Origin of the sequence: Aliiglaciecola lipolytica E3, assembly GCF_000314975.1 — a bacterium.
GTDB classification, from domain to species: Bacteria; Pseudomonadota; Gammaproteobacteria; order Enterobacterales; family Alteromonadaceae; genus Aliiglaciecola; species Aliiglaciecola lipolytica.
Genome location: NZ_BAEN01000006.1, coordinates 1 through 24,896, shown reverse-complemented (window position 1 = coordinate 24,896; position 24,896 = coordinate 1). Strand labels below are relative to the sequence as shown.

The window sequence follows — 24,896 nt, the reverse complement described above, 5'->3', positions numbered from 1 at the left end:
CCAACAGATGATACGCTGTCTGGTGTATAAATATGGACTTTATTAAAACCACCAACAGACTGATTATTTTGCCAACTTCCAGCATTTACTGCAAAGCTTGCAAATATTGAAAGCCAGAATAACCCATTCAGGATATGTATTTTTCTAAGTAACATGCGCTTACCTTTTTTGTTAAAAAAATGTAAACGTAGCTTAGAGGTTAGCTCAAACTTTCGCCTTAGTACTTTAGTACAGCGCACTAAATGTGATCGGATACCTGTCAAAAAAATTGATTTTAAAGGCTATTAAAACAATAATTTTTGGCCTTGTTCGGGGATGATTATATTCAGATTTAAATCATTTGCTTCGGTCAACTGTTGTTTAATCTTGTGTCTGGGATTAGTACCACTTTCCAGCGTGTATTTTATGTGGCTTATCACGACTTTTAACTGGTTTATTGCAGCTTTATCGTCTAATTTAGACGCAAAGTTGTGTAACTCTTCCATCAAGAGGTTAGGAGTTAGATGACCGAATAACAGGTTATGGGGACGTTCATTTTCAAACGAGACTTCTATTATTAGTCCGCGCAACTTTTTGTGTTTGCTTTGATCCGCAAGATACGTCCAGATTACATCGAGTTTGCCCTGTTTTTCGACACTATCGGGTCCTGTATCACCAAAATATACGAAGAGGTCTTTATCATTTTCGATCACGAACGCGGTAGATTCTATCGGATGACTTAGACTAAAAGCGGTTACTTTCAGGCCCGTTTCAGCAATTGAAACTGTTTCGCCTTGAACCAGATCAACAATATGATATTTGTTTAGTCGAGGGGGAATACCACGGTCACTAAAATTAGCCCAAGCTTTACCATTAAAATAGGTTTCACTCATCATGTTGTTCACTGAAGCCAATGCATACACGTTTTTGTTACTATCTTCTGGTGAGGCGACAAGCATGCCGTTCACGTGATCTAAGTGGGCGTGACTTATCAGATAACCTTTAACATGGTCACGCAATATGGTCCCAGCTAAACCCCACTTTTGATTTTCATGTATAGGCAAATTTGCAAACGCTTGGCGTTTAATACTTTGATTTATGCCATTAACCAATGTGCCAGCATCTAAAGCAACATAATTCACACTATTTAACGAGCGCAATAAAAAAGCACTCAAATTACCATCTTCAATGCCACCACTATCGCCCAATACAATAACTTCGAAAACTGGATTTTGTACCAGATTTTTGGCTTGCAGTGTTTGCATGGCAGAGCATGAGATGAATAAAATGGTGATATAAATAAATCGCTGGATGGACTGATAATTTCGGATTTTCATAAGACTTCTACTTGGCGATTGGGGCAGCGCGATAACGTTTCAAAAATATATCAGCTGTTTCTTGTTGTACGAATTGTTTCTCTGTTTCACTTAACGGTGGTTGTATTTTAAATACTAACGGCCAAAAGCAACGACCTTTGATTAGATCGTTTAATTGTTCCACAGCGTAATTAACGTCATCAATAAGCAACTTGTTATCTTTTACCGCAGCTTTAATAAAGCGATGAACCATGGTTTCTTGGCTGACAAGCCGATCTATTTCTTTTTTTAACGTTTCTGGTTCATAGAAAAAGCTGCCAATGGCAACGCGTGCCAATTCTATGTGTTGCTCACCACTCATAAATTCGATTTGGTATGCAATCAAATTATTTAACTGATCACTTATGGATTGATTGGTTTGATATACCACTGAACTATCTAAAAGCGAGGATTCCCACAAATCAGATAAAAGATAAATCACTAATTCGCTTTTGGTGGCAAAGTGATTATAAACAGTACGTTTTGAAACGCCGGCGATTTCAGCGAGTCTATCCATGCTGGTAGACTGAACGCCAAATTCTTGAAAAGCACTTTTAGCTGCCTCTACTATAGATTCCCGCTTAATCTCGCTGCGACTTTTTTTCGTTTCTGTCATAAACCGTTAGTTTCTTTAACTATAATTGTAATTACATGGCCGTTAGGTTAACCGACCCGACTGATTGAATTATACAGATGCAGTTTACAACTAACTATCGCTTAATGTAAACTACACTGGTTAGTTTACTTTATTCTGTTAATTGTTCAATTGTCTGCGGTTGTTTAAACGTTTAGACAACCAAATTAAACCAAGAGACGTTCATCCTATGACTTTACTATTGCGTATTTTGCCTGTCAGTTTAGCACTGACATTTTCTATTTTTTTCATAAGTGGTTGCGGCGATAACAAGCAACAACAAGTGCAAACAGAAGCTGTAAGAGTGGTGAAACTTAGTCAGGTGACTTCGGCTTCGTCACAAAATCAGTCGACTTTTCCCGCCGTTGTTTCTCCGGTTAAAACCATTGATTTGAGCTTTGAAGTCACTGGGCGATTGATTCACACCGATATTGTTACTGGTGCACACGTTGCCAAGGGACATTTATTAGCGAGTTTAGATCCAAAGCCATTCGAACGCCGGGTAAAGGAGCAGCAAACTCGCCTGCAACAAGCAAGTCGAGAGTTGAGTCGTATTGAGTCGATGTTTAGCAAAAAGTTGGTTTCACAAAGCAATTTAGATGACGCGAAAACGGAATATGAACTAGCTGAAATTGATTTGTCGAATGCGCAGCAAGATTTAGAGTACACGCAATTACGAGCGCCGTTTGATGCGCTGGTGGCCAATAGATTAGTTGAAAACAATAGTTTTGTGACAGCTGGTGAACCATTGGCGCAATTACAGGATGTGTCGCGAATTTATTTCAATATTAACGTGCCTGAACGCTTATTGTCGGCCAATGAAGGGCGTAAAATCATTAAGGCCCAAGCGTCTATATTAGGTAGCCCTGATAAGTGGTATGACTTAGTTTACGTTGAACATTCAACCCAGCCTGATGCAATTACCCAAACTTATCAAGCCGTGTTTGCAATGGATAGTAAAAATCAAGTTCAAGTGACACCTGGGGCTCGTGCAGTGGTTAATGTGAGCTTGGAAAATCCAAATAACAGTGGACAATTGCTGATTCCTTTCAGAGCTTTGGTGGGGAACGATAGTGAAGGTTTTCATGTGTGGCGATATGTGGAACAAAGCCAATCTGTAGAAAAAGTTCAGGTATCAGTGCTTAACATTGAAGGTGCTTTTGCAATGGTATCTGGAGACCTTAGTGAGCAAGATTACGTGATTTCAGCTGGCGCTGCACAGGTGCATGCCGGCATGAAAGTTGAACCTTATCACGGAGAAAAATAGTATGGATATTGCTCGCTATGCTATGCGAACGCCGGTCAATATTTGGCTGCTAATATTAGTTTTCGTGATAGGTGGTTTGATTGCATTAACCGAGATCGGTCGCCTCGAGAACCCAGCATTTACCATTAAACAAGTTAAAGTCATCACCGCGTTTCCCGGAGCCAGCGCTAAAAGAGTGGAAGAAGAAGTCACTGAACCTCTTGAGATCACGATTCAACAGATGTCTCAGCTTTACCGACTAACCTCGATTTCTTCACCGGGACAGTCTGAAATCACCGTTGAGGTAGAGTCTCATTACGACAGCGACAAGTTGCCACAGATATGGGATGAACTTAGAAAGCGGCTTCGAGATGCAACAAGCTCACTACCGACAGGAACTCAAGCTCCACAGGTATATGACGATTTTGGTGATGTTTATGGATTGTATTTCGCATTGGTCGCACCAGACTTTTCGCCTTATGAAATGCGAGAGTTTGCCCGCATCATTCGCCGTCAACTTTTAACCACAGAAGGCGTGGCAAAAGTAGAAGTCAGTGGTGTTTTACAAGAACAAGTTGTTGCTTATATCGATCCTTATCAAATTGCTGGTTTGGGCATGAGCTTTCCGGACATTGTCAGTTTATTCGAAGACAATTTAAGTCCATCCAATGGAGGTAGAATTCAAGTTGATGGCAAAAAGATTCGGTTGTTGGTAGAAAATTCAACTAACCGTTTAGAAGAAATAAGTAATTTATCCATTGTGATCCCCGGAACTAACCGTTCAGTGCGGATCAAAGACATTGCACGATTGGAAATTGAACCTGCTGAAATACAACCTTCATTGATACGATATCAAGGAAGTGAAGCGATTACGTTAGCCGTGTCGGCAATTGACGGCGTAAATATCGTTGAGGTAGGAAAACATGTACGCGCAACCGTTGATGAATTGCTGGAGCATTTACCGCTGGGGATGACCCTTACCCCTATCTACGACCAAGCTAAAATTGTTGACGATTCTGTCGGTGGTTTTATCTTAAACCTAATTATGTCTGTTGTGGTTGTTTCTTTAACCCTTTGGCTATTCATGGGCTGGCGTTCCGCCACAATTGTTGGCTCGGTGCTGGTGGTGACAGTATTGGGTACGGTAATGATCATGTGGTTGATGGGCGTGCAGCTTCAGCGAATTTCATTGGGCGCCATGGTAATAGCAATGGGGATGTTAGTGGATAACGCCATTGTTGTCGCTGAAGGTATGATGCTAAAAATAAGACAAGGTACTAAGCCTGTTGATGCAGCTAGTTTTGTCGTTAAGCGCACTCAGTGGCCACTCTTAGGTGCGACTATTATTGGCATCGCAGCGTTTTCGGGTATCGGTTTATCCGATGATGCAACCGGTGAATTTTTGTATTCGTTGTTTGTGGTGGTATTGGTATCACTTATTTTGAGTTGGGTACTGGCGGTGACGGTTGTGCCGGTAATTGGTGGCTATATTTATCCGTCAGAGAAAAAAGACAGCGCCGGTGAAAAGATCAGTACAACACAAAAAACGTTTTTACATATATTGCATAAGGCTTTGCGTTTCCGATGGGTTACCTTAACCGCTTTATTAGTGGTAACGATAATTGCATTTGTCGGATTCGGCCAAGTGAAGCAAGGCTTTTTCCCGTCTTCCAATGCACCAATATTTTTCATTCACTATTGGGGACCGCAAGACCAAGATATACGCTATACCGAACAGAAAATTGAGCAAGCCGAACAACGAATCTTGCAATTCGATGAGGTGGATTCGGTTACTAGTTTCGTAGGTCGAGGTGCCGACAGGTTTACCTTAACTTATGCTCCAGAAGCTAATAACGAAAGTTACGGCATGATGTTTATCCGCGCTCAAGACAGAGATCAAATCGATACGCTAGGCCCAGCTATTTTAGAAAAGCTCAAAACGGTTGATCTTGATGCTCAATTCTACATGGAACGGATGCAATTTGGTCCTGGCGGAGGGGCAAAACTGCAAGTGCGATTCTCTGGACCTGATCCTCTGGTGCTTAGAGATTTAGCAGAGCAAGCAAAACAGATATATAACGCAGATAACAAGGTGCGGGACGTCCGCCATGATTGGCGTGAAAAAGGTTTAGCCATTAATGCCCATTATGATGAGTTTAATGCGGGCATGTCGGGAATTTCCAGAGCAGATTTTAGTGATGCGATTCGCTATGCAAGTGATGGATTGACTCTAGGGACTATCCGCGATGGCGACTATTCTTACGCCATCAAAGCAAAAATGGCGATTGCGGGTCAAACCCCTATTGAAGCAATACAAAATAATCGCGTTTGGAATTCTCAACAGCGCGTGTATGTGCCTTTTCAACAAGTCTCAAAAGAACTGGAGTTGGTCAACGAAGAGGTGCTAATTCAGCGACGCGATCGTATTCGCACCATTACTGTAAAGGCCGAGCCAGTTGCAAACGAAACGGCAGGCAAAGCTTTTACTCGTATTCGTCCGCAAATGGAGGCGATTGAGCTACCCGATGGATATCATCTTGAATGGGGTGGAGAATACGAAAACGCTAATGATGCCCAAGCAGCTTTAGGTAAAGGGCTGCCGATGGGGTTCTTGGTCATGTTTTTGATTTCAGTGTTGTTATTTGGGCGCGTACGACAACCGTTAATTATTTGGATGGTAGTGCCTATGGCCGTGGTTGGCGTAGTGGCAGGGTTATTAGTCACAGATATGCCGTTTGGTTTTATGTCGTTGCTTGGATTTTTAAGCCTGTTTGGTATGCTAATTAAAAACGCTATCGTACTGATTGAGGAAATTGACTTGCTGATTGAAGAAGGTCAGGTACCGAAGTTGGCGATTACCAATGCCAGCTTAAGTCGTCTGCGACCCGTATCTTTGGCTGCAATCACCACCATTTTAGGCATGGCACCGTTATTATTTGATGCGTTCTTTGCGGATATGGCGGTGACTATCATGGGCGGCTTAGCATTTGCGACAGTGTTAACCCTAATCGCAGTACCTGTTTTATACAGCGTGTTTTTTAAAGTGAGTTACCGTAAATAAGCAGACAATTTTTTGAGTTCTTGCAGTACCAGTCAGCGTAACTGGCTGGTACTTTACCTATTAAGCTAACTTAATTCGCTATCGACGATATAGTTTAATATGTCCATCGCTGTAATCACTCCGACAAGTAGAGAGTTGCGGGTGATGAAAAGCCGATGAATATCATGCTTTTTAATCAGCTTATACGCGTCATATAGCGAAGCTGACTCATCCATTGAATGTACACTCGGCGTCATAATTGAATTAACTGTACAGTATTCAATTGCGCGGGTTTTAATGCGCTCAATATCCGTTTGCTGTAACTGCCCAAAGGGCCCAATGTAGCTTTCTATAATTTTCGCGATTTCTTTTTCGTCGGGCTTTTTGATTTCAAACTGCACCACATCCGATTGTGTAACCACGCCAATTAACTCATCATCTGCAGCGATCACGGGGGCCCCAGAAATATTGTGCTTAATGAAGAATTCCGATAGCTTTTTTATTGACCAACCTTCATAAACCGTCAGGACATTTTGTTGTTTTAATGCGCCTACTTTTATTTCTCGTAAAGAGTCACTAATCGTACAAGTTAATTCATTCATATTATTTTCCTATCGAGCTACTCAATGCTAATCACCACAGCGATATCTTCGCTAATCACTCTATTTTCCCCTTAAACAAGTAGGTTGGATTTTTACAATATTAAGGCTTACAGGTGATTCTTATTTCTTTAAAAGTAGCCTACAGATCTGTGCTGTGCAAACAAACACCAAACTGACATTCTTGTGTTTGTCCCATGCAAAAGCAGTTATTGAGATGTGAAGTATTGTTGAATCCAACAAGGCTTATTTTTTAGTACGATTTATAGCCAATTATGCTCGACTTTTTATGCGTATTTATATATAGTGCGCGCCGTTTTGAACTAAGTAGTATTGCGCAGCGACATTGGGCTTTTATTGTGAACCTTGGTTTGTTTTTGTTGCTTTTTTACTATTTGGAATTTCGTTTTGATATCTACCGCAAACATCACTATGCAGTTTGGCGCTGAGCCACTGTTCGAAAATATTTCGGCTAAATTCGGTAATGGCAATCGTTATGGCTTAATTGGCGCTAACGGTTGTGGGAAGTCTACTTTGATGAAAATTCTGAGTGGAGATCTAACACCAACCTCTGGCAATGTATCTATTACTCCCGGTCAGAAACTTGGAAAGCTAAGTCAGGATCAGTTCGCCTTTGAAAAGTATTCGGTTGTCGATACCGTTATTATGGGTGATATGGAGTTATGGAAAGTCAAACAAGAGCGCGATGAAATCTACGCTAAACCAGAAATGAGTGAAGCTGATGGCATGCATGTAGCTGAGCTAGAAACGCTTTATGCTGAAATGGACGGTTATACAGCCGAAGCGCGCGCGGGTGAAATTCTTTTAGAAGCAGGAATTGAAGAGCACTACCATTATGGTTTGATGTCTCAAGTATCTCCCGGATGGAAAGTACGCGTTTTGCTTGCTCAAGCTTTGTTTGCGAATCCTGATATCTTGCTGCTCGACGAACCAACCAACAACTTAGATATTTACACTATCAATTGGTTGGCTGAAGTATTGAATCAGCGTAAATCCACCATGATTATCATTTCGCACGACAGACATTTTTTAAACTCTGTGTGTACTCACATGGCAGATATCGATTATGGTGAATTACGCATTTATCCGGGTAATTACGAAAAATATCAGGAAGCCGCATCGTTAATTCAAGAGCAGTTATTGCGCGAGAATGCCAAGAAAAGTGAAGAAATTGAAGAGCTTCAAGCCTTTGTGGCGCGCTTTTCAGCAAATGCTTCTAAAGCTAAGTTAGCTACTTCACGCGCTAAACGTATGGATAAAATCCAATTGGATGAAGTGAAAAGCTCGAGTCGCCGCACACCACGTATTGTTTTAAAACAGCATCAGAAGTTACACCGACAAGCGTTGATATTAGAAGATATGAGTTTTGGTTTTGAGCAAGAGCCGTTGTTTAGTGGCGCCAACATATTACTTGAAGCCGGTGCTAAGCTAGCAATTATTGGTGAAAATGGCGTCGGTAAAACCAGTTTTTTACGTTGTCTGATGAATGAATTGAAGCCGGAAGGCGTAGTGAAGTGGTCTGAAAATGCCACTCTCGGCTATTGTCCGCAAGATAGCTCAGTAGATTTTGATTGTGACTTAACCTTGTTTGACTGGATGTCTCAGTGGCGCACGCCGAAACATAATGACTTAATGGTTAGAGGTTTGCTGGGTAGCTTGTTGTTCAGCGCAGACGATTTTAACAAGAAAGCTAAAGTATGTTCGGGTGGAGAAAAAAATCGACTGTTATTTGGCAAGTTGATGATGGCTGACTTGAATGTGCTGATTATGGATGAGCCCACTAACCACATGGATATGGAAGCAATTGAAGCATTAAACAATGCTTTGAAAGACTTTGACGGTACGCTTATTTTCGTAAGTCATGACCGTGAATTTGTATCTTCGCTTGCGACTCGAATTATTGAAATTAAAGATCAAGAAGTGATTGATTTTCAGGGGACATATGACGAATATCTGTCTCATCAAGGATTGCAACAAGCGGTTGCGTAAAACTAAAATCTAAAGAGTGCGCATTTGTGCACTTTTTAGCGTCTCTTTACCACTTATCTAATATTGTAGTCTTTAAGTATTTTATCAATTTCCCCTTCACTTTCTAATGCCGCAATTGCTGCATTTAATGTAGGGAGAAGGTGCTTGAGTTGGGCTCGAAGGCGTAAAACTATGTCTCCATGGGTATGAACACTGGCCAAAGCGATATTGGCCTTATGCTCTTTTGCCCAATGCTTTGCCGTTAATTCTTCTAAAATGACCGCTTCAAAACGACCTTTCTTTAAGCCTTTAACAAGTGCACTTTCAGAGCTGAAGTCAACCCGGGTAAACTTGTCATCATCGTGATAACTGTAGCCGGCAACAGTTCCAATTCGTTTACCATAAATCTGTTTTGGGTCTTGATATTTTTTGGCATTTTTTTGTAACGTCACCACGTATTCAGTTAATTCAAATATTTTATCTGAGTGCACAAATTCTTCACCCATATTTTTATCTTTAAACCAACTAGGACTCATAAAATCTATATCAAGCTCGCCCTGTTCAAATTCTTTACTGGCTCGTTTGGGGGGATAGTAAAAAAATTTGTATGATATTTCTGAGCGCTTAAGGATAAGTTCCATTATCTCAGCAAAAGCACCAGGGCGGGTATCATCTCCTAGATAGCCATAAGACGTCCAAGACTCTGAGCCAATAAGGTTGTAACGTAAAACTAACTCATCTTTATCTTCTGCCAATGCGCCCGAAATTGTTGAAAAACACAAGCAGATAGAGATTAAGATGCGGCTTAACCTTTTACGAAAAAATATTAACAATGGCAATGCATCGATAGTGATCATCAAGTCTACTCAGGTCTGAGTGTGAATATCTATTCAATCAAGTAAACAAAAAGAATTCGAATAAATTCAAGTTTCTATCTATGTGCCCTGTGCAGTTTTTAACAATCAGACCTGCCCCAATTAAATGGTGTAAACCTTTTCTTGGAACAGGTGTGATTTCGTAATGCTTTTTCAAACTAAACAACAAAAAGTAGGTCAAATACGCGATTGCATCTCTTCAAGGGTTTTACCTTTTGTCTCAGGCATTAAACGAGCAACAAAGAGTAGTTGAAGTAACATCATGAACGTAAAGAACATGAAGATCTGGTTTGGTTGATAAACACTTAAACAATAGGGCATAACCAAGGTAATAATTGCTGCTAACACCCAATGTGTATCTGTGTATGTTGTTGGCCGATTTGAGTTGCAAAAAAATAAGGTTGAGCGCGTTCGCGCTAAAAATAAGTAAAAGGCTTTAACTTACTTTCGTAAAGTTTGCGTAAATTGGATTTTCATTTACCACTTTGCTTGTAAACTTAACGCTTAGCTTATTATTTATCCCGAAACCGATTTGATCTTATGCTCGCAAAACTTTCATATAGTGTCGAAAACGTAAAAATTATTGCCGTACTTTTGGTTTTGGCTTGTTTGCAGGGCTGTACCTCGGCATCTCTCGACCAAAATAAAGAAACACCATCATTACCTGATAAATGGCAATATCAACATAATGCAGCTGAAATAGATCAAGACTGGTTAACAAATTTCACGGCTGAATCAGACAATGCGCACCTCGTTGCGATGATTGATGAAGCGATACGTGCTAATCAAAATATTCGTTCCCAAGCATTTACCGCTGACATTGCTGAGCAAAGATTAGCTGTTGCAAAGAGTAATTTCTGGCCCTCATTAGATGGCGCATTCGGTGCCGCTCGCACGCAAGCGAATGGCAATAGTTTTAGCTTGGAAGCTCAACTTTCTTACGAAATTGATATTTGGGGGGCGTTATCAGATGCCGAACGGGCAGCTAAGCTAAATTATTTAAGTGCGCAGGCTGATTTACAAGAGGCTAAGCTACAGCTTAGTGGTAACGTGATTATTGCTTATGCCAACGCATCTCGTGCCTATCAACGAGTAGAACTAGCCAGCCAGCAAGTACAAAACTCTACAGATAGCTTAGATATTATAGAGCGCGGTTACCGAGCAGGATTGAATGAGTCGCTAGATGTTTACTTGGCTCGTAACGAATTAAATAGTGATAAATCGACACTGGCTGATTATCGACAAACATTACTTGAAAGTGTACGTGATCTGGAGCGATTACTTGGGCGATATCCCAATGCTCAATTAGATGTGAGTCAAACATTGTCTTTGCCCGATGTTGACGTAGCAGTTGGACTACCTTCTGAATTGGTAACGCGTAAACCGGCTTTGCAAGCTAACTGGTTAGCACTTATGGCGCAAGATGCGACGTTGGCAATCGCCCATAAAGCGCGATTCCCGTCGTTAAATTTAGCCGCAAACTATGGGCCCAGCAGTGATTCACTGTCAGACTTACTCTCAACTAGTGCTAGTTGGTCACTAATTGGCAATATTACCTCTCCTATTTTTAATGCAGGTAGGCTACGTGCCAATCAAGAAATTGAATTGTTAACTTTAAAAAGCTTGGAAGAAAGTTATTTAGATGCAGTACTCAACGCCCTGCTAGCAGTGGAAAATGCCCTGTCTCAAGAGGCTAACTTATCTGAAAGTTACCGGGCCACGCAGACGGCGGCGGAAAACGCTCGAATAGCAAATCAACTATCGTTTGAGCAGTATCAGGCAGGTTTAGTAACCTACACAACTGTACTAGAAGCACAAGCTAGGCTTATCACAGCACAAAATAATTTAATCGATATCCAAACCGACCTTATTGCCAATCGAGTTCAATTACATGTTGCACTCGGCGGAGATATTAACCTTTACGCCACCAATCAAGAGCTTTAAATACATGGGAATCTCTAAAAAAATCGTATTGCCCGTCGTTGTTATACTCATCACCGTTGTAGCAGTCGTCTTAATTTATCAAAATCCGCCTTCAGCTGATCGACAAAGACCAAGCAGAGCTGCAGTTTTAAGCGTTGAAACTCAGGTGCTTGAACGCCAGACTTTTCAGATTACTTTAGATAGTTATGGGGTTGTGACTCCGCGAACTCAAAGCTCATTGATGTCGCAAATATCCGGACAAATAGTGTACGTAGACGATGCGTTTCGAAACGGTGGCTTTTTCGAAAAAGGTGATTTGCTGGTAGGAATTGATGACAGTGACTATCTTGCAGAAGTGAATATTGCTAAAGCGAATTTAGTATCTGCTCAGCAAAGCCTTGCAGAGGAAATGGCACGCGCAGAGCAAGCGCGAATTGACTGGCAGCGCTTAGGCGACCAGCAAAAGCCCAGTGATTTGGTGTTGCGAATACCCCAACAGGAAAGTGCTAAAGCGAATTTAGCTTCAGCCAAGGCGCAATTGGATAAAGCGGAGTTGTCACTTAAACGGACCAAAATTACCGCGCCGTATAGTGGCAGAATCGTTAGCCAAAATGTCGACTTTGGCTCAGTGGTTTCCAGCAATACTGTATTGGCAAGCATTTACGCCACTGATTATTTAGAAGTGCGATTGGCAATCAATAACAATGACCTAGGTTTCGTCAATTTACCTGAATCAAATACAGACAATTCGTTATCGACACACCCAGTAAACGTAACCTTTACCTCCGACTTAATTGGTAAACAAAGTTGGAGTGGGAAGATTGTGCGCACCGAAAGTTCTATCGATTCTGTTTCCCGACAATTGTATGTGGTAGCACAAATTGACGATCCCTTTAATCAGGCCGTACATCGTGGGGTTGCCATTAAAATTGGCGAGTACTTAACGGCTGAAATAGAAGGTAAGAAGGTTGAGGATGCGTTGGTTATTCCGGTGACCGCTATTTACCAAGGTACCTACGTTTATATCGAAGAGGATGGGGTCTTACTAAGAAAAGATATACAAGTGGCGTGGCAAAACGATAAACAAGCACTGGTTAAGTCTGGTTTGCAAGCTAATCAGGCGCTAGTCACCACGCCTCTTGGACAGGTAAGTTCGGGTACCGCCGTGATGGTTTCGAATTTAAGTGACAGAGATGTTGAGACCCAAAAACGGCGCGAATTCAGTGGCGCTGATCGTCCAGAAAGACCCAAGCGAAATCCCCAAAATGCTGATCGCAAACAACGTCCTGAACACAAGCAACTTGCGAACAAGGAAAGTTAAATGATTGCCTGGTTTGCTAGAAATTCAGTTGCCGCTAACTTATTAATGATCACCATTATTGGTGCGGGATTATTAAGTTTGTCTAACCGTATTCCATTGGAGGTATTTCCTTCCTTTGAAGTGGATGTAGTGAGTGTGAGCGTGACGCTTGACGGTGCGACTCCCGAAGATATTGAGCAAGGCATTACCATTCGCATTGAAGAAGCGGTGCAAGATCTTGAAGGCATTGAAAAAATCATCAGTCAGTCTTCAGAAGGCGGGGGCAGCGTTTCGTTTGAGCTTGATAGTGACTACGATAGACGCGATTTACTTGCCGATATTAAAAGTCGTGTGGATGCTATCAACACGTTTCCTGCAGAAGCAGAGAACCCTGTTGTTGCCCTAGCGGATCGGATTCGAGATGTAATAACCGTGGCTGTTACCGCGCCTTATGGTGAAAAAGAAGTGCGTGAGTATGCTGAAAAAGTCCGAGATGATTTGCTCGCGCTTGATGGTGTGACGCAAGTCGAGCTTGATGGTATTCGCAATTACGAAATTGCCATTGAACTGAGCTTAGATAAAATGCGCGAACTGGATTTAAGCATTAGTCAGGTTTCAGATATCATCGACAGCAATAGTGTGGATGTTTCATCGGGTAATCTAAAATCTGAAAGTGGCGATATTCTGATCCGCTCCAAAGGACAGGCCTATCGTAAAGATGAATTCGCCAATATCCCGATAAAAACCAATGCGGATGGTTCAATCATTCGCCTTTCTGACATCGCAAATATACAAGACGGTTTTGAAGAAACGCCAGTGCGCACACGCTTTAATGGTCAACAAGGCGCATTTATTGAGGTGTACCGAATTGGCCAACAAAGTGCCATCGAAGTTGCCGATAAAGTCAAAGCCTATATCAACGAACAGCAGGCCACTTTACCTAAGGGATTTACCTTAAGCTATTGGGATGACGATTCACTAATTGTTAAAAACCGTCTATCTACATTGACCTCAAATGCCATCCAAGGTGGGATTTTAGTTCTTATTTTGCTGACGCTTTTTTTACGGCCATCTATCGCGTTTTGGGTTTTTATCGGAATACCGGTTTCCTTTATGGGTGCTTTTATTTTGATGCCATTTTTTGGAGTGACCATCAACATTATGAGTGTGTTTGGTTTTATACTGGTACTTGGAATAGTGGTGGACGATGCCATTGTTACCGGTGAAAATATATATACTCATCTAGGTACTGCGCAGTCGGGTGAACAAGCGGCAATTCAAGGGACGTTGGAAGTTGCTAAACCAGTAACATTTGGCATACTGACTACCGTCGCCGCCTTCCTACCATTGGCGTTTATTGAAGGTCGAAGAGGCGATATTTTTGCGCAAATTCCTTATGTCGTTATTCCAGTTTTACTGCTTTCTTTGATTGAGTCTAAGTTTATATTGCCGTCACATTTAAAGCATTTAAAACTCAGAACCGAGAAAACCAAACAAAGCAAGTTAGACTATTACCAGCAAAAATTTGCCGATGGATTTGAGCGTGCCATCCTGCGTTATTATCGCCCCGCTCTTGTCCGGGCTATGCGCTATAAATGGACCACATTATCTGCATTTAGTGGGGTTTTTGTAATTATTCTGGTGCTAATCATAAGTGGCTGGACGCGCTTTGTCTTTTTCCCACGGATCCCCAGTGAAACAATCCAAGTGTCACTATCGATGCCTACTGGAACTGCGTTCGAAATTACCAATAAATATATAGTGAAAATGGCTGATCATGCCCGTGAATTACAAGAAAAATACACAGAATCCGATACCGGTGAAAGTATTGTATTGAATATTCTTGCTACTACTGGCGGCCGAGGCGGCTCTACAAATGTGGGAAGTGTGAGGTTTGAAATTACGCCTCCAGAATCCCGTAATTTGAGTATTACTTCCGGCCAACTATTGAATGAATGGCGTAAGTTGATTGGTGATATACCTGGCGCTGAATCGATTAGTTATCGCGCTGAACTTGGCCGTTCTTCCGATCCTATTGATGTGCGGTTAAGTTCAAATAATGTTGCTACCCTTGAACAAGTCGCCAATAAAGTCATCGAACGCTTAAATACTTATCCTACGGTGTACGACATTGCCGATAGCCTTTCGGATGGAAAACAAGAGTTACAAATTGAGTTAACTAAACAAGGCGAGTCATTAGGCTTAACTCGAGCAAATGTGTCAGGACAAATACGCAATGCATTTTTCGGTTCTCAGGTACAGCGTATTCAGCGAGGACGAGATGACGTTAAAGTGATGCTGCGATTGCCGTTAAATGAGCGTCAATCGCTGTCGAGTTTAACCAATATGTTAATTGATGTTGGTGGCGGTGAAAGCGTACCTTTGTCGAGTATAGCAACGCTTAAGCCGAGTCAAAGTCCATCCAGTATTCGACGCATCGATAGGTTAAGAACAATTAGTGTTACTGCCGATGTGGATAAAAATAATACGAACATGACTGTGCTACAGGAAGATTTGAATCAATACATTGCTGATTTATTGGTTCAATACCCGGGCGTTACCTACGAACTAGAAGGTGAAGCAGAAGAGCAGCGAGACTCCTTTGGTTCACTGGGAATCGGATTGGTCATAGTACTGTTTGTTATTTATGCTTTGCTGGCAATTCCATTTAAGTCATATACACAGCCCATTGTTGTTATGAGTGTGATCCCATTTGGAGCTATAGGTGCAATAGCAGGGCATTGGATCATGGGAATGGACCTGACAATTTTCAGTTTATTGGGGCTGTTGGCATTGGTGGGGATTGTGGTCAATGATTCGTTGGTACTGGTTGATTACATAAATAAAAAGCGTGAACAGGGAATGGCATTGTTAAAGGCTATTTTAACTGCCGGGTCAAAGCGGTTTAGACCGGTCATGCTAACCAGTTTAACTACCTTTATTGGGTTGATGCCGTTGTTGTTTGAAAAGTCGACTCAAGCTCAGTTCCTAATTCCTATGGCCGTATCATTAGGCTTTGGAATATTGTTCGCCACTTTTATTACTTTGATTTTGGTGCCAATTAACTATCTTTTATTAGAAGGACTAATCAAGCAGCCAAGCAAAATATAATGGCAACTTTTTCAAAACGAATGAACAAAAGTTGCCATATTTCCGTTTGATTTTTACGGCTGCTTTTCAGCTGTTTACCAAGTAGTTTTGCGTCTCATGATTAGCACTACAACGCCTGAAAATAACAACCAAAGTACGCTAGGCGCGGGTATGGCATTCACATCAGCGTTCTCAGTGACTGGGTGTTGAGAGATTAAAATGGTGCTCATGTCGGGCGTATCGAATCTCAGTCCGATAGTAAAACCGGGGGCAAAAGGATCGAGGGCCAAATCAGGATCGATACCACGTAAACTAAAGCCATTGACCGCACTGGCAAAGTCAAACGATTCACCCGAGAACAGATCAGCAAGTAAATTACCGGATAAATCGAATAACTGATAGGTCGCATTAGCAAATAAGCTAAAATCCGGTAGGTCAATTCCGAGAAGTCCAGCACCATCAATCGTGTAGTCGTAGCCTACAGCGACCTCCGGATCAATCCAAACCGTTGACTTACCTAAGCCCAACACCTCGTCACTGTCCAACAAAAATTGGTGTGCAAAGTCACTGCCAAATGCCCCTGTGTAATTACTCGCACCGGGTTTGAGGCTATTTTCGGCCGAGTTTCCTAGTAATGATTGTGTGGTTAGCAAGCTGTACGCTAAGCTGGAAGGCGGTGCTGGGCCATCATGAGGTGCACTATAAAGGGTGTTACCGTTAGATTCCCCTGAGAGTTGATAAGTAAAGCCTTGTTTCAAATTAATCTCTAAACTATCAGTCCCCGACACTTCGCCTAATCCAAATCGAGAAGGGGTGAAATATAAACGTTCAAATTCACCATTATCGCCAAATCCATCAATTTGAAACCCTACGAAGTTGCGTCCAGCATTGGTATTGCCCGAAAGAGCAACATTAACTCGGGCCTTTGTCGCTTCGGTTACTCGAAACGCGGTATCAACAGAAGCATCTAGTGCGACCATTGGACTGCGGTTTCCGCCAGCATTAACAGAAGCGATATGTGAAGCGTAACTGAATCCGTCGCTATTACCACTTTGCGTTATTGTTGCAGAATATGAACCTATATTAGAGCCAAAATTATCTTCATAACGGATATAAGGGTCGTTCACGAACTGGCGAGCATTTAGTGAATTAGTGCTATAGCCAAGCACTGCTCCAGTATTTGATACGTCACCAATTTTTAGATGTAAATCATCAATGTCTTTGTCAAGATTTTCTAAAATCACCGTCACTAGCGAGGTGTGTTCTGTTGTGGTTATTGGACCAGAAAAAGCCGGCACTGACATGCTCAACGCCAATAGGCAGCTAAAGCCACGCCCGCAAAAATTTAACCATTTCTGCTTTATTTGCTGATGTTTCACTGTATTCATGATTTTTATTCCTTATTAATCATCTGGTGTCATAATATTTGCCTCAATGTCATTATATATGACAAGTGTCATGATAACTGCCACCAGTTGGTTTTTTCAACAGTTATTACAAGGGAATGATTAACTCCATGAATTTAAAAGAAATTTTTACGAGACAAATGGATTGTCGAAGCGTTTATTTATAAAGTAGAAGCATAAAGATTACGGTTTACAGTGTTTCAGAATAAAAACTTGAAAAGCGTTAAATTAACTTATTGCTTTGCCCACCGACTCTCTTTTCACAATTGTCGGGGCGTATTTAAAGGTGCAATCGGCTTCGGGAACCGTGCCGGCAGCGTATTGCAACGCAAGTTCAGTCGCTTTAACTGCCATCATTTCTATTGGATAACGCAACGTAGTTAATTTAGGTCGGCAATATTTAGCGAGTAATACATCGTCATAACCAATAACTGACACTTCATTTGGTACATCAATATTGTGATCTTGTAGCATGGTCATCGCGCCAGATGCCATTGCATCGTTGTACGCAAGCACTGCGGTAAATTCAGTCCCTTTGGCCAGAAAATTTTGCATCGCAATTTCGCCACCTTCCTGATCTGGCGTACTGTATTCAATCATGTCGGGCGACAAGGTAATGCCATTTTCGGCTAACTCTTGTTTTATGCCGGCAATGCGATCGACAGGATCATCTATTTGATATTTGCTACTCACAATGACAAATTTTGTATGGCCTTGATTTAGCATATGACGCGCCATGGTCTGGCCGCCTGCTATATTATCTAGCCACACGCAGCGATTTCCAATTTCTTCGATATAGCGGTTGATTAAAACGAATCCAGGGATGGTTTTGGCAAAGTTGATTAAGGTAGCATCATCTAATGCTTTGCTATGCACTACCATGGCATTACATCGGTGCTCTAATAAGGTTTCAATCGCTTTAAGTTCGGTGGCTTTTTCAATTGAACCTGTGCTCATCAAAATTTGTACGTCTATCTTACGCGTAACCGATTCAATACCGTGCGCCATAGTTGCAAAAAACGGATCAGATAATTCCGGTAAGACAATTCCAAAAGATGCGCTTCGTTGGGTTACCAATGCGCGTGCATTCGCATTAGGTCGGTAACCCATTTCGAGCATAATTTGTTTTACTCGTTTACGGGTTGCATCCCCAACTTTAGGACCATTATTGATGACGCGTGAAACTGTGGCCAAAGAAACACCAGCTTCTTGTGCGATATCTTTAATCGTTGCCATAAATTGGACGTACCTTATTAAATAATCTTGAACCGAAAAGTGTAATTAAGTGGTCGATAGTAAACTAACTTTATGTGTCATCATAGTGATTTGTTTACCAATTTTTACCTTTTTAATATTTTTTACTCTAAGCCTCTTTATTTCAATAGGGAAAACGTATAACCTTTTTGCCTCAATTAATGGAGTCATAATATGAATATTTTGGTTACTGGTGGCGCTGGATACATAGGTACGCATACTTTAATTACGCTTATAGAATGCGGCCATGCTGTAGTCGTAGTGGACAATCTGATTAACAGTAAAGCTGCTGCATTAAAACGTGTTGAACAAATCACACAAACAAAAATTCCATTTTATAACGTGGATATTAGAGATAAGAGTGGCTTAGACGAAGTATTTGCCCAACATCAAATTGATGCAGTCATTCATTTTGCTGGTTTAAAAGCGGTAGGAGAGTCAGTGCAAAAGCCATTGGCGTATTATGATGTCAATGTTAACGGCACCAGAGTGATATTAGATGTGATGCAAAAACATGCTGTTAATAGTATCGTGTTTAGCTCTTCAGCCACAGTGTATGGCGATCCCCATCAAGTACCGATAGACGAAAGTTTTCCCCTTAAGGCGACTAATCCGTATGGTCGAACTAAGTTATTTGTGGAAGAAATGCTGAAAGATGCAGCCATAGCCAACGATAAACTAAATGTCATTATTTTAAGATATTTCAACCCAGTCGGTGCCCATGAAAGCGGCTTGATTGGTGAAGATCCCAATGGTATTCCAAATAACTTAGTGCCCTTTATCGCGCAAGTCGCAGTAGGTAAACGCGAATCTCTGGCAATTTTCGGCGACGACTATCAAACCGTTGATGGTACTGGAGTGCGTGACTATATCCATGTGCTGGATCTGGCCCAAGGTCATGTTAGTGCGCTGGAAAAAAAGCACACTCAAGCGGGCGTGCATATCTATAACCTAGGGACCGGAAACGGGAGTAGTGTATTACAAGTCGTCAGTGCCTTCGAGAAAGCCAGTGGTCAAGTGATTAACTACAAAATATGCGAGCGACGGGCAGGTGATATTGCCCAGTGTTTTGCGCTGGCTTCAAAAGCTAAACAAGAGCTTGATTGGCAAGCTACACGAGATATCGACACTATGATGGAAGACGTCTGGCGCTGGCAATCGGGTAATCCAGATGGATATGAATAGCCTCTAGGGAAAAATAGTCATATTTTTCCCTGTTCACGTTATTGCTCTTTTACTAACCCACAAAAAGTAACATGGGTAAATTAAAACGAGTTAATCGGTAATTGATTTTTGTAAAATCTAAAATAAATATAAAAAACAATTGGTTAGTCTATTTGTTTAATGTTTCTTAGTCTCTGCAGTTTTGTGGGATTTAATATCTAACGAAATAATAGTTGTTAAAATGATGTTGTATTCTGTAGGGTAATCGTTTACCCTCCTTTCAATTTGATAATAATTTCAACGCAATCAAGGTAAGAAAAATATGACGGATACCAATTTTGATCCTACAGAGCATCCTCATCGCCGTTTAAATCCGATGACGGGAGATTGGGTGCTGGTGTCACCGCACAGGGCGAAGCGTCCATGGCAAGGCCAATCTGAAGCTGTTGATAACAAACAAAACGCAAGTTACGACGCTGAGTGTTATTTGTGTGCTACCAACACACGAATTAATGGTGAAGTTAATCCTGATTATAAAAATACCTTTGTGTTCGAGAATGATTTTGCTGCATTAAAAGAAGATGTGCCTACTTTCGGCACTGATGATCCGCTGTTTACTATGCAAGTTGAAAAAGGACGTAGTCGGGTTATCTGTTTTTCTGAAGATCACAGTAAGACCTTACCTGAGCTTTCATTAAGCGAACTTGAAGCGGTAGTGAACACTTGGCAACAACAAACCCTTGAGCTAGGACAAGAGTATCAGTGGGTTCAAGTATTTGAAAACAAAGGGGCAATAATGGGATGTTCTAATCCTCATCCCCACGGTCAGGTTTGGGCGCAAGCTCATCTACCGACGTTAGCAATGCGTAAACGCGAAAACTTTGCAGCTTATTTTGAAAAGTATGGTAACTCACTGTTAAGTGATTACGTGCAAAAAGAGTTGAACCTTAAAGAACGAATTGTTTGTGAAAATGATGATTGGTTGGTCGTTGTTCCTTATTGGGCTGCATGGCCTTTTGAAACATTACTGCTGCCAAAGTTCTCAATTTCAAGTTTAACCGAATTGAATGAAGCAAATCGCAAAACAATGGCTGACATTATTCGTCAAATTACTATTCGTTACGATAACTTGTTTAATACCTCATTCCCTTATTCCATGGGCTGGCATGGTGCGCCGTTTGATCAAAAAGCGCACTCTGAGTGGACGTTACATGCGCACTTTTTCCCGCCGTTACTGCGTTCTGCTACAGTGAAAAAATTCATGGTGGGATATGAAATGATGGCTGAGTCACAACGGGACCTTACTCCTGAACAAGCCGCCCAGCGATTGCGCGATGTCAGTGCTGTACATTATAAGGAGTCCCAACATGCCAATAAATAATATCCCAGAAAATCTATTTTCCACTCATTTTGATGGACCTTTAGAAGCCGATATCGTTGCTCCAGGACGGGTGAATCTAATTGGTGAACATACCGATTACAATCAAGGGTTTGTTTTCCCTGTTGCGATAAATTTTGGTACACAGATTCAAGGTGCTAAACGTGATGACAATATTGTCGAAGTGGTTGCTCTTGATTACGATTCAGAAAAGTCACAGTTTGCCCTAGATGATATTCAGCACGTTGAAACGGCCACTTGGAGCAACTATGTTCGCGGTGTGGTGACTATTCTAAAAGCTAAGTATCCGCAAATTAAAGGTGCTAACTTGCTGGTAAAAGGCAACGTGCCGCAAGGGGCGGGATTGAGTTCGTCTGCTTCGTTTGAAGTGGCTGTGGTAAAAATATTTAATGATTTATATAACTTAAATATTGATGGGGTTAACGCCGCGCTTATCGGCCAAAAAGCAGAGAATGAGTTTGTGGGTTGTGCCTGCGGCATCATGGATCAGCTTATCTCAGCAATGGGGGCTAAAGGACAGGCAATGTTACTTGATTGTCAGTCACTCACTTTTCGTCACACCCATGTTTCAGATGACTATAAACTTTTAATCATTAATTCCAACGTGAAACGTGGGCTGGTTGATAGCGAATATAATTTGCGTCGAGAGCAATGCGAAGCAGCGGCGCAGATCATGGGCGTGAGTTCATTGCGAGAAGCAACTTTGGCGATGCTAGAAGCGAGCAAAGTTGACTTAGGCGATGTGAATTACAGACGCGCTAAGCATATTATTACGGACAACCAACGCACACTAGATATGTTTGCAGCTCTTCAACAAAATGACTACAAGACAATTAATACGTTAATGCGAGACAGCCACATCTCTATGCGTGATGATTTTGAAATCACCACCGGCGAAATAGACTATCTTGTGTCCTTGGTAGATCAACATCTAGGTGAATTGGGCGGCGTAAGAATGACTGGCGGCGGCTTTGGCGGCTGTGTAATAGCAATTGTGCCGAATAATAAGCTAGACGAAATCGTTGAAGTTATTGACGCCAACTACCAAGACCATACTGGATTAAAAGAAAGCGTTTATGTGTGTACTGCTGAACAAGGCGCGTTTTATCAAGAATAAAGGGGCAAATTAAACATTAGGCTTATCAACAATCGTTGTAATAAGCCTAATGTTAGATCTTTCAGTTTTATTCGCGAGCAACAAGGCGGAGTTTTATTCACTGTAGCGTGCTCAGTCACGGTCATAAATAGGTTTTTATGACCGGCTTCTCTAGCCTATTAACTGGTAACGTAATGTACTTTGCAGGCATCTCCTTAATAGTTGAACTGATATCTTTTAAAGCTTGATGTAAATATTTGCCAACTTCCCCCACACGACTCGAATAACTAGCACCTAAATAAAAGTCACTATTACTGATACTTGATAGCGGCTGCCCCCCATTCTTCTTGATAAACCCCAAGCCCGTTTTTGCATTGCTGTTTTGTTGCATGCCAAAGGTATCAACTAAAGGTTTATACAGTTTTAACCAATAAAGTGAGACTAAGCCTAAAGGCAATTCCACATGATCATCGGTTTGGCTAATGACTGCCCCAGGATGCCCTTCTGCTATACGTAAAATTGAACGCAACAAGGCCAATTTATAAGTAGAAGATTTGTTGTCATTCACCACTATGTTGCGAATGAGAGGAAATGCTCCAGTGCCATCATCAGGCAAGGTCAGCACTACGGTTTGCCAACTAACCTCATCTCGACCGAGTTTGTCTGTTACTTTTTCAGAGGTAGCTAACTGATACGACAAACCAAACTTATTGGCTAATTGCGCCTGCTCAGAAGCCGACACTTCGCACATCACCCGTTCGTCATGACACACACCATGGCGCAACGAAATCACCAATTTACCATTGGGCTTTAACAACGAACTAAGCTTTCTAAAGGCGCGTTCACGATTAGTTGGCGCAATATGCATCCACACGGCACTGAGCAAAATCAAATCAAATTTAATTTGCAGCGCAAACACTTTCTGTAACTCTGGTAGGGTATCGTCAAGCCAATGGATATTAGGCTGGGGATAATTATTACGAGCAAGCGTACGCATGCCTTCAGCGGGTTCAACCGCTACCACGCTTAACCCTTTATTTGCCAAAAAAGCCGCATCACGACCTGAGCCTGAACCCACATCAAGCGCCCAGCCTTTCTCAGGTATATGCGTCAACCAATCGCTATGTACATCGGTAAAACTAACTTCGTCATATTGGGCGCTTAAACTTTCGGCCCGCTTCGAATAATAGGTAATATTACTGGCGCTCAAATCGCATCCTAACTTCCTTGCACGAGATATACCCAAATTACCTTAGTTTTTGACTAGGCGCTAGTTGCGGATTTTAACTTTTAACACGGCGAAGTCACGGGCAACAACGTACAAAGGCAAACTATATGGCGCACCCGAGACGATGCGAACCTCTGATCTCTGCCTCCAGTATTCGTTTACCTACATTAAAGGTATCGCCGTTTCACGGGGCGATTAAGAGGTATACATGATAATGAAATTGATCTTGATCTTGATCTTTTCCTTTTTTACTTATATAACACTATTACTGTCTAATAATGGTGTTAAATAAAAATGTACAGTTTGCAGGACATCAACACAATTACGGGTTTGCCAGTACGCACTATCCGTTATTACATCCAGAAAAATTTGGTTGATAAACCAGAGGGGGCACGTAAAACCGCGACCTATGGACAGCAGCATCTTGAGCAGTTGATGACAGTGAAACGTCTTAGTGATGCAGGGTTGTCTTTAGCGGCAATTGCTAAAGTGATGAATGGTAGCCAGGTGGCGCACGTTCCTCCGTCTGATTTGCAGCCCGGACAGATTAGAGCTGTGAGTCAGGTACATATTAGCCCAGGAGTAGAGTTGAGTATCGATCCCATGCAGTGCAACTTAAGTACTCAGCAACTACGTGAATTAAGCCAACAAATTATCGCCACTATCAGCCGTTTTAATAAGGAAAGTTAACATGCAGCCTACCTCTTCTATTACTTCAATTTTACAACAGGCTAAGATCGATATTGAGATTGATGCCCCCGTTGCCAATACTCTGCTATCTCAAACCTTCGTAAATCAAACTGAGGATATTATTGAAGCGGTTTATAACTTTCCTGTGCCAAGACAGGCAGTGATCATGCAGGTGAAGGTTAGCGTCAATAATGAGGTCTTTAAGGGGCAAATAAAGCCGGTGACTGAAGCCGAGGAGCAATATGAAACAGGGATTGAAGAGGGTAAACGCTCGGTTTTAATCCGCGACATAGGTGATGGTCAACATGAGTTGCGAGCAGGTAACCTAGCACCAGAAGATTGTATTGTTATTCACATTCAAATCGCCCAGCTGATGCAAGCACAGCCCGGCGGCTATCGTTATTTTTTACCTACCGTGATTGCCCCTAAGTATGGTCATGCTGGGGACTTGCGTGATGTGGCGCATCAACAGTCTTTATTGGCTAGTTATCCTTTTTCAGCGTCATTGAAAGTTAATGCTGATGCTGGCATTTATTGCGTCAGCCATAACTTAAAGCAACAGGATGAAGGGTACCAATTAGAGGGGGAGTTAGATCAAGATATTGTTTTAACTGTAGCTTCGCAGCATA

19 protein-coding genes are annotated in these 24,896 nt (G+C 41.8%); 11 read left to right on the top strand and 8 right to left on the bottom strand.

Annotated features, from left to right (window positions below; genetic code table 11):
• Positions 1-284 precede the first annotated feature (284 nt).
• Together GLIP_RS00895 and GLIP_RS00890 are read right to left on the bottom strand one after the other, a co-directional pair.
• Positions 285-1,244 carry an MBL fold metallo-hydrolase gene (locus tag GLIP_RS00895; protein WP_008842652.1) on the bottom strand — a complete coding sequence of 320 codons (960 nt, stop codon included), beginning with the start codon at positions 1,242-1,244 and terminating at the stop codon, positions 285-287.
• A gap of 79 nt (positions 1,245-1,323) precedes the next feature.
• Positions 1,324-1,950 carry a TetR/AcrR family transcriptional regulator gene (locus tag GLIP_RS00890; RefSeq protein WP_008842651.1) on the bottom strand — a complete coding sequence of 209 codons (627 nt, stop codon included), beginning with the start codon at positions 1,948-1,950 and terminating at the stop codon, positions 1,324-1,326.
• Between the two features lie 208 nt (positions 1,951-2,158).
• Here GLIP_RS00890 and GLIP_RS00885 point away from each other — a divergent pair, with 208 nt between their 5' ends.
• Both GLIP_RS00885 and GLIP_RS00880 read left to right on the top strand, forming a co-directional pair.
• The gene (locus GLIP_RS00885; protein WP_008842650.1) at positions 2,159-3,235 is read left to right on the top strand and encodes an efflux RND transporter periplasmic adaptor subunit; all 1,077 of its coding nucleotides are present in this window, start codon (positions 2,159-2,161) and stop codon (positions 3,233-3,235) included.
• A gap of 1 nt (position 3,236) precedes the next feature.
• Positions 3,237-6,275: an efflux RND transporter permease subunit gene (locus GLIP_RS00880; protein ID WP_008842649.1), complete on the top strand. Its 3,039-nt coding sequence runs from the start codon at positions 3,237-3,239 to the stop codon at positions 6,273-6,275.
• 65 nt (positions 6,276-6,340) lie between these two features.
• On the opposite strand, the gene GLIP_RS00875 is transcribed toward GLIP_RS00880, so the two are convergent.
• Positions 6,341-6,856, bottom strand: a complete 516-nt coding sequence (locus tag GLIP_RS00875) for a CBS domain-containing protein (RefSeq protein ID WP_008842648.1) — start codon at positions 6,854-6,856, stop codon at positions 6,341-6,343.
• Positions 6,857-7,261: 405 nt separating this feature from the next.
• Between GLIP_RS00875 and GLIP_RS00870 the strand changes: the two genes are divergently transcribed.
• The gene (locus tag GLIP_RS00870; RefSeq protein ID WP_040521563.1) at positions 7,262-8,863 is read left to right on the top strand and encodes an ABC-F family ATPase; all 1,602 of its coding nucleotides are present in this window, start codon (positions 7,262-7,264) and stop codon (positions 8,861-8,863) included.
• A gap of 53 nt (positions 8,864-8,916) precedes the next feature.
• Here the strand turns inward: GLIP_RS00870 and GLIP_RS00865 are convergent, their stop codons facing one another.
• Both GLIP_RS00865 and GLIP_RS21845 read right to left on the bottom strand, forming a co-directional pair.
• Entirely contained in the window at positions 8,917-9,699 is a 783-nt protein-coding gene (locus tag GLIP_RS00865; RefSeq protein ID WP_008842645.1) for a substrate-binding periplasmic protein, read from the bottom strand.
• Positions 9,700-9,894: 195 nt separating this feature from the next.
• Positions 9,895-10,065, bottom strand: coding sequence for an MFS transporter (locus GLIP_RS21845; protein WP_226992158.1), 171 nt, complete (start codon positions 10,063-10,065; stop codon positions 9,895-9,897).
• Positions 10,066-10,257: 192 nt separating this feature from the next.
• Here GLIP_RS21845 and GLIP_RS00860 point away from each other — a divergent pair, with 192 nt between their 5' ends.
• The 3 genes from GLIP_RS00860 to GLIP_RS00850 are packed head-to-tail and all read left to right on the top strand — an operon-like array spanning position 10,258 to position 16,051.
• Entirely contained in the window at positions 10,258-11,661 is a 1,404-nt protein-coding gene (locus GLIP_RS00860; RefSeq protein ID WP_008842643.1) for an efflux transporter outer membrane subunit, read from the top strand.
• 4 nt (positions 11,662-11,665) lie between these two features.
• Complete coding sequence (locus tag GLIP_RS00855) at positions 11,666-12,961, top strand: efflux RND transporter periplasmic adaptor subunit (RefSeq protein WP_083880041.1); 1,296 nt, start codon at positions 11,666-11,668, stop codon at positions 12,959-12,961.
• Entirely contained in the window at positions 12,962-16,051 is a 3,090-nt protein-coding gene (locus tag GLIP_RS00850; RefSeq protein WP_008842641.1) for an efflux RND transporter permease subunit, read from the top strand.
• Between the two features lie 74 nt (positions 16,052-16,125).
• Here GLIP_RS00850 and GLIP_RS00845 read toward each other — a convergent pair whose 3' ends face one another.
• Together GLIP_RS00845 and GLIP_RS00840 are read right to left on the bottom strand one after the other, a co-directional pair.
• Entirely contained in the window at positions 16,126-17,418 is a 1,293-nt protein-coding gene (locus GLIP_RS00845) for a hypothetical protein (RefSeq protein ID WP_008842640.1), read from the bottom strand.
• A 246-nt stretch (positions 17,419-17,664) separates the two neighbouring features.
• Positions 17,665-18,672, bottom strand: coding sequence for a substrate-binding domain-containing protein (locus GLIP_RS00840; protein ID WP_008842639.1), 1,008 nt, complete (start codon positions 18,670-18,672; stop codon positions 17,665-17,667).
• A 192-nt stretch (positions 18,673-18,864) separates the two neighbouring features.
• Between GLIP_RS00840 and galE the strand changes: the two genes are divergently transcribed.
• The 3 genes from galE (at position 18,865) to galK (ending at position 22,370) form a co-directional block, all read left to right on the top strand.
• On the top strand, positions 18,865-19,875 hold the full coding sequence (galE, locus tag GLIP_RS00835; RefSeq protein WP_008842638.1) for a UDP-glucose 4-epimerase GalE: 1,011 nt from the start codon (positions 18,865-18,867) through the stop codon (positions 19,873-19,875).
• Positions 19,876-20,176: 301 nt separating this feature from the next.
• Positions 20,177-21,235 carry a UDP-glucose--hexose-1-phosphate uridylyltransferase gene (locus GLIP_RS00830; protein ID WP_008842637.1) on the top strand — a complete coding sequence of 353 codons (1,059 nt, stop codon included), beginning with the start codon at positions 20,177-20,179 and terminating at the stop codon, positions 21,233-21,235.
• Positions 21,222-22,370 carry a galactokinase gene (gene galK / locus GLIP_RS00825; protein ID WP_008842636.1) on the top strand — a complete coding sequence of 383 codons (1,149 nt, stop codon included), beginning with the start codon at positions 21,222-21,224 and terminating at the stop codon, positions 22,368-22,370. The genes GLIP_RS00830 and galK overlap by 14 nt, the downstream gene beginning before the upstream one ends.
• A 121-nt stretch (positions 22,371-22,491) precedes the next feature.
• Here the strand turns inward: galK and GLIP_RS00820 are convergent, their stop codons facing one another.
• Positions 22,492-23,559, bottom strand: a complete 1,068-nt coding sequence (locus GLIP_RS00820) for a class I SAM-dependent methyltransferase (RefSeq protein ID WP_008842635.1) — start codon at positions 23,557-23,559, stop codon at positions 22,492-22,494.
• A 312-nt stretch (positions 23,560-23,871) separates the two neighbouring features.
• On the opposite strand from GLIP_RS00820, the gene GLIP_RS00815 reads away from it, so the two are divergent.
• Both GLIP_RS00815 and GLIP_RS00810 read left to right on the top strand, forming a co-directional pair.
• A complete protein-coding gene (locus GLIP_RS00815; protein ID WP_008842634.1) occupies positions 23,872-24,267 on the top strand; it encodes a helix-turn-helix domain-containing protein in 396 nt (131 codons plus the stop codon).
• Between the two features lies 1 nt (position 24,268).
• Positions 24,269-24,896 (top strand): VIT domain-containing protein (locus tag GLIP_RS00810; protein ID WP_040521562.1); only part of this gene is annotated, 628 nt, incomplete at its 3' end.

Coding starts and splice junctions, on each gene's coding strand:
- GLIP_RS00860 (WP_008842643.1), top strand. CDS start 10,258: ATGCTCGCAAAACTTTCATATAGTGTCGAAAACGTAAAAATTATTGCC.
- GLIP_RS00850 (WP_008842641.1), top strand. CDS start 12,962: ATGATTGCCTGGTTTGCTAGAAATTCAGTTGCCGCTAACTTATTAATG.
- GLIP_RS00875 (WP_008842648.1), bottom strand. CDS start 6,856: ATGAATGAATTAACTTGTACGATTAGTGACTCTTTACGAGAAATAAAA.
- GLIP_RS00895 (WP_008842652.1), bottom strand. CDS start 1,244: ATGCAAACACTGCAAGCCAAAAATCTGGTACAAAATCCAGTTTTCGAA.
- GLIP_RS00865 (WP_008842645.1), bottom strand. CDS start 9,699: ATGATCACTATCGATGCATTGCCATTGTTAATATTTTTTCGTAAAAGG.
- GLIP_RS00815 (WP_008842634.1), top strand. CDS start 23,872: ATGTACAGTTTGCAGGACATCAACACAATTACGGGTTTGCCAGTACGC.
- GLIP_RS00845 (WP_008842640.1), bottom strand. CDS start 17,418: ATGAATACAGTGAAACATCAGCAAATAAAGCAGAAATGGTTAAATTTT.
- galK (WP_008842636.1), top strand. CDS start 21,222: ATGCCAATAAATAATATCCCAGAAAATCTATTTTCCACTCATTTTGAT.
- GLIP_RS00855 (WP_083880041.1), top strand. CDS start 11,666: ATGGGAATCTCTAAAAAAATCGTATTGCCCGTCGTTGTTATACTCATC.
- GLIP_RS00840 (WP_008842639.1), bottom strand. CDS start 18,672: ATGGCAACGATTAAAGATATCGCACAAGAAGCTGGTGTTTCTTTGGCC.
- GLIP_RS00885 (WP_008842650.1), top strand. CDS start 2,159: ATGACTTTACTATTGCGTATTTTGCCTGTCAGTTTAGCACTGACATTT.
- GLIP_RS00890 (WP_008842651.1), bottom strand. CDS start 1,950: ATGACAGAAACGAAAAAAAGTCGCAGCGAGATTAAGCGGGAATCTATA.
- GLIP_RS00880 (WP_008842649.1), top strand. CDS start 3,237: ATGGATATTGCTCGCTATGCTATGCGAACGCCGGTCAATATTTGGCTG.
- galE (WP_008842638.1), top strand. CDS start 18,865: ATGAATATTTTGGTTACTGGTGGCGCTGGATACATAGGTACGCATACT.
- GLIP_RS00830 (WP_008842637.1), top strand. CDS start 20,177: ATGACGGATACCAATTTTGATCCTACAGAGCATCCTCATCGCCGTTTA.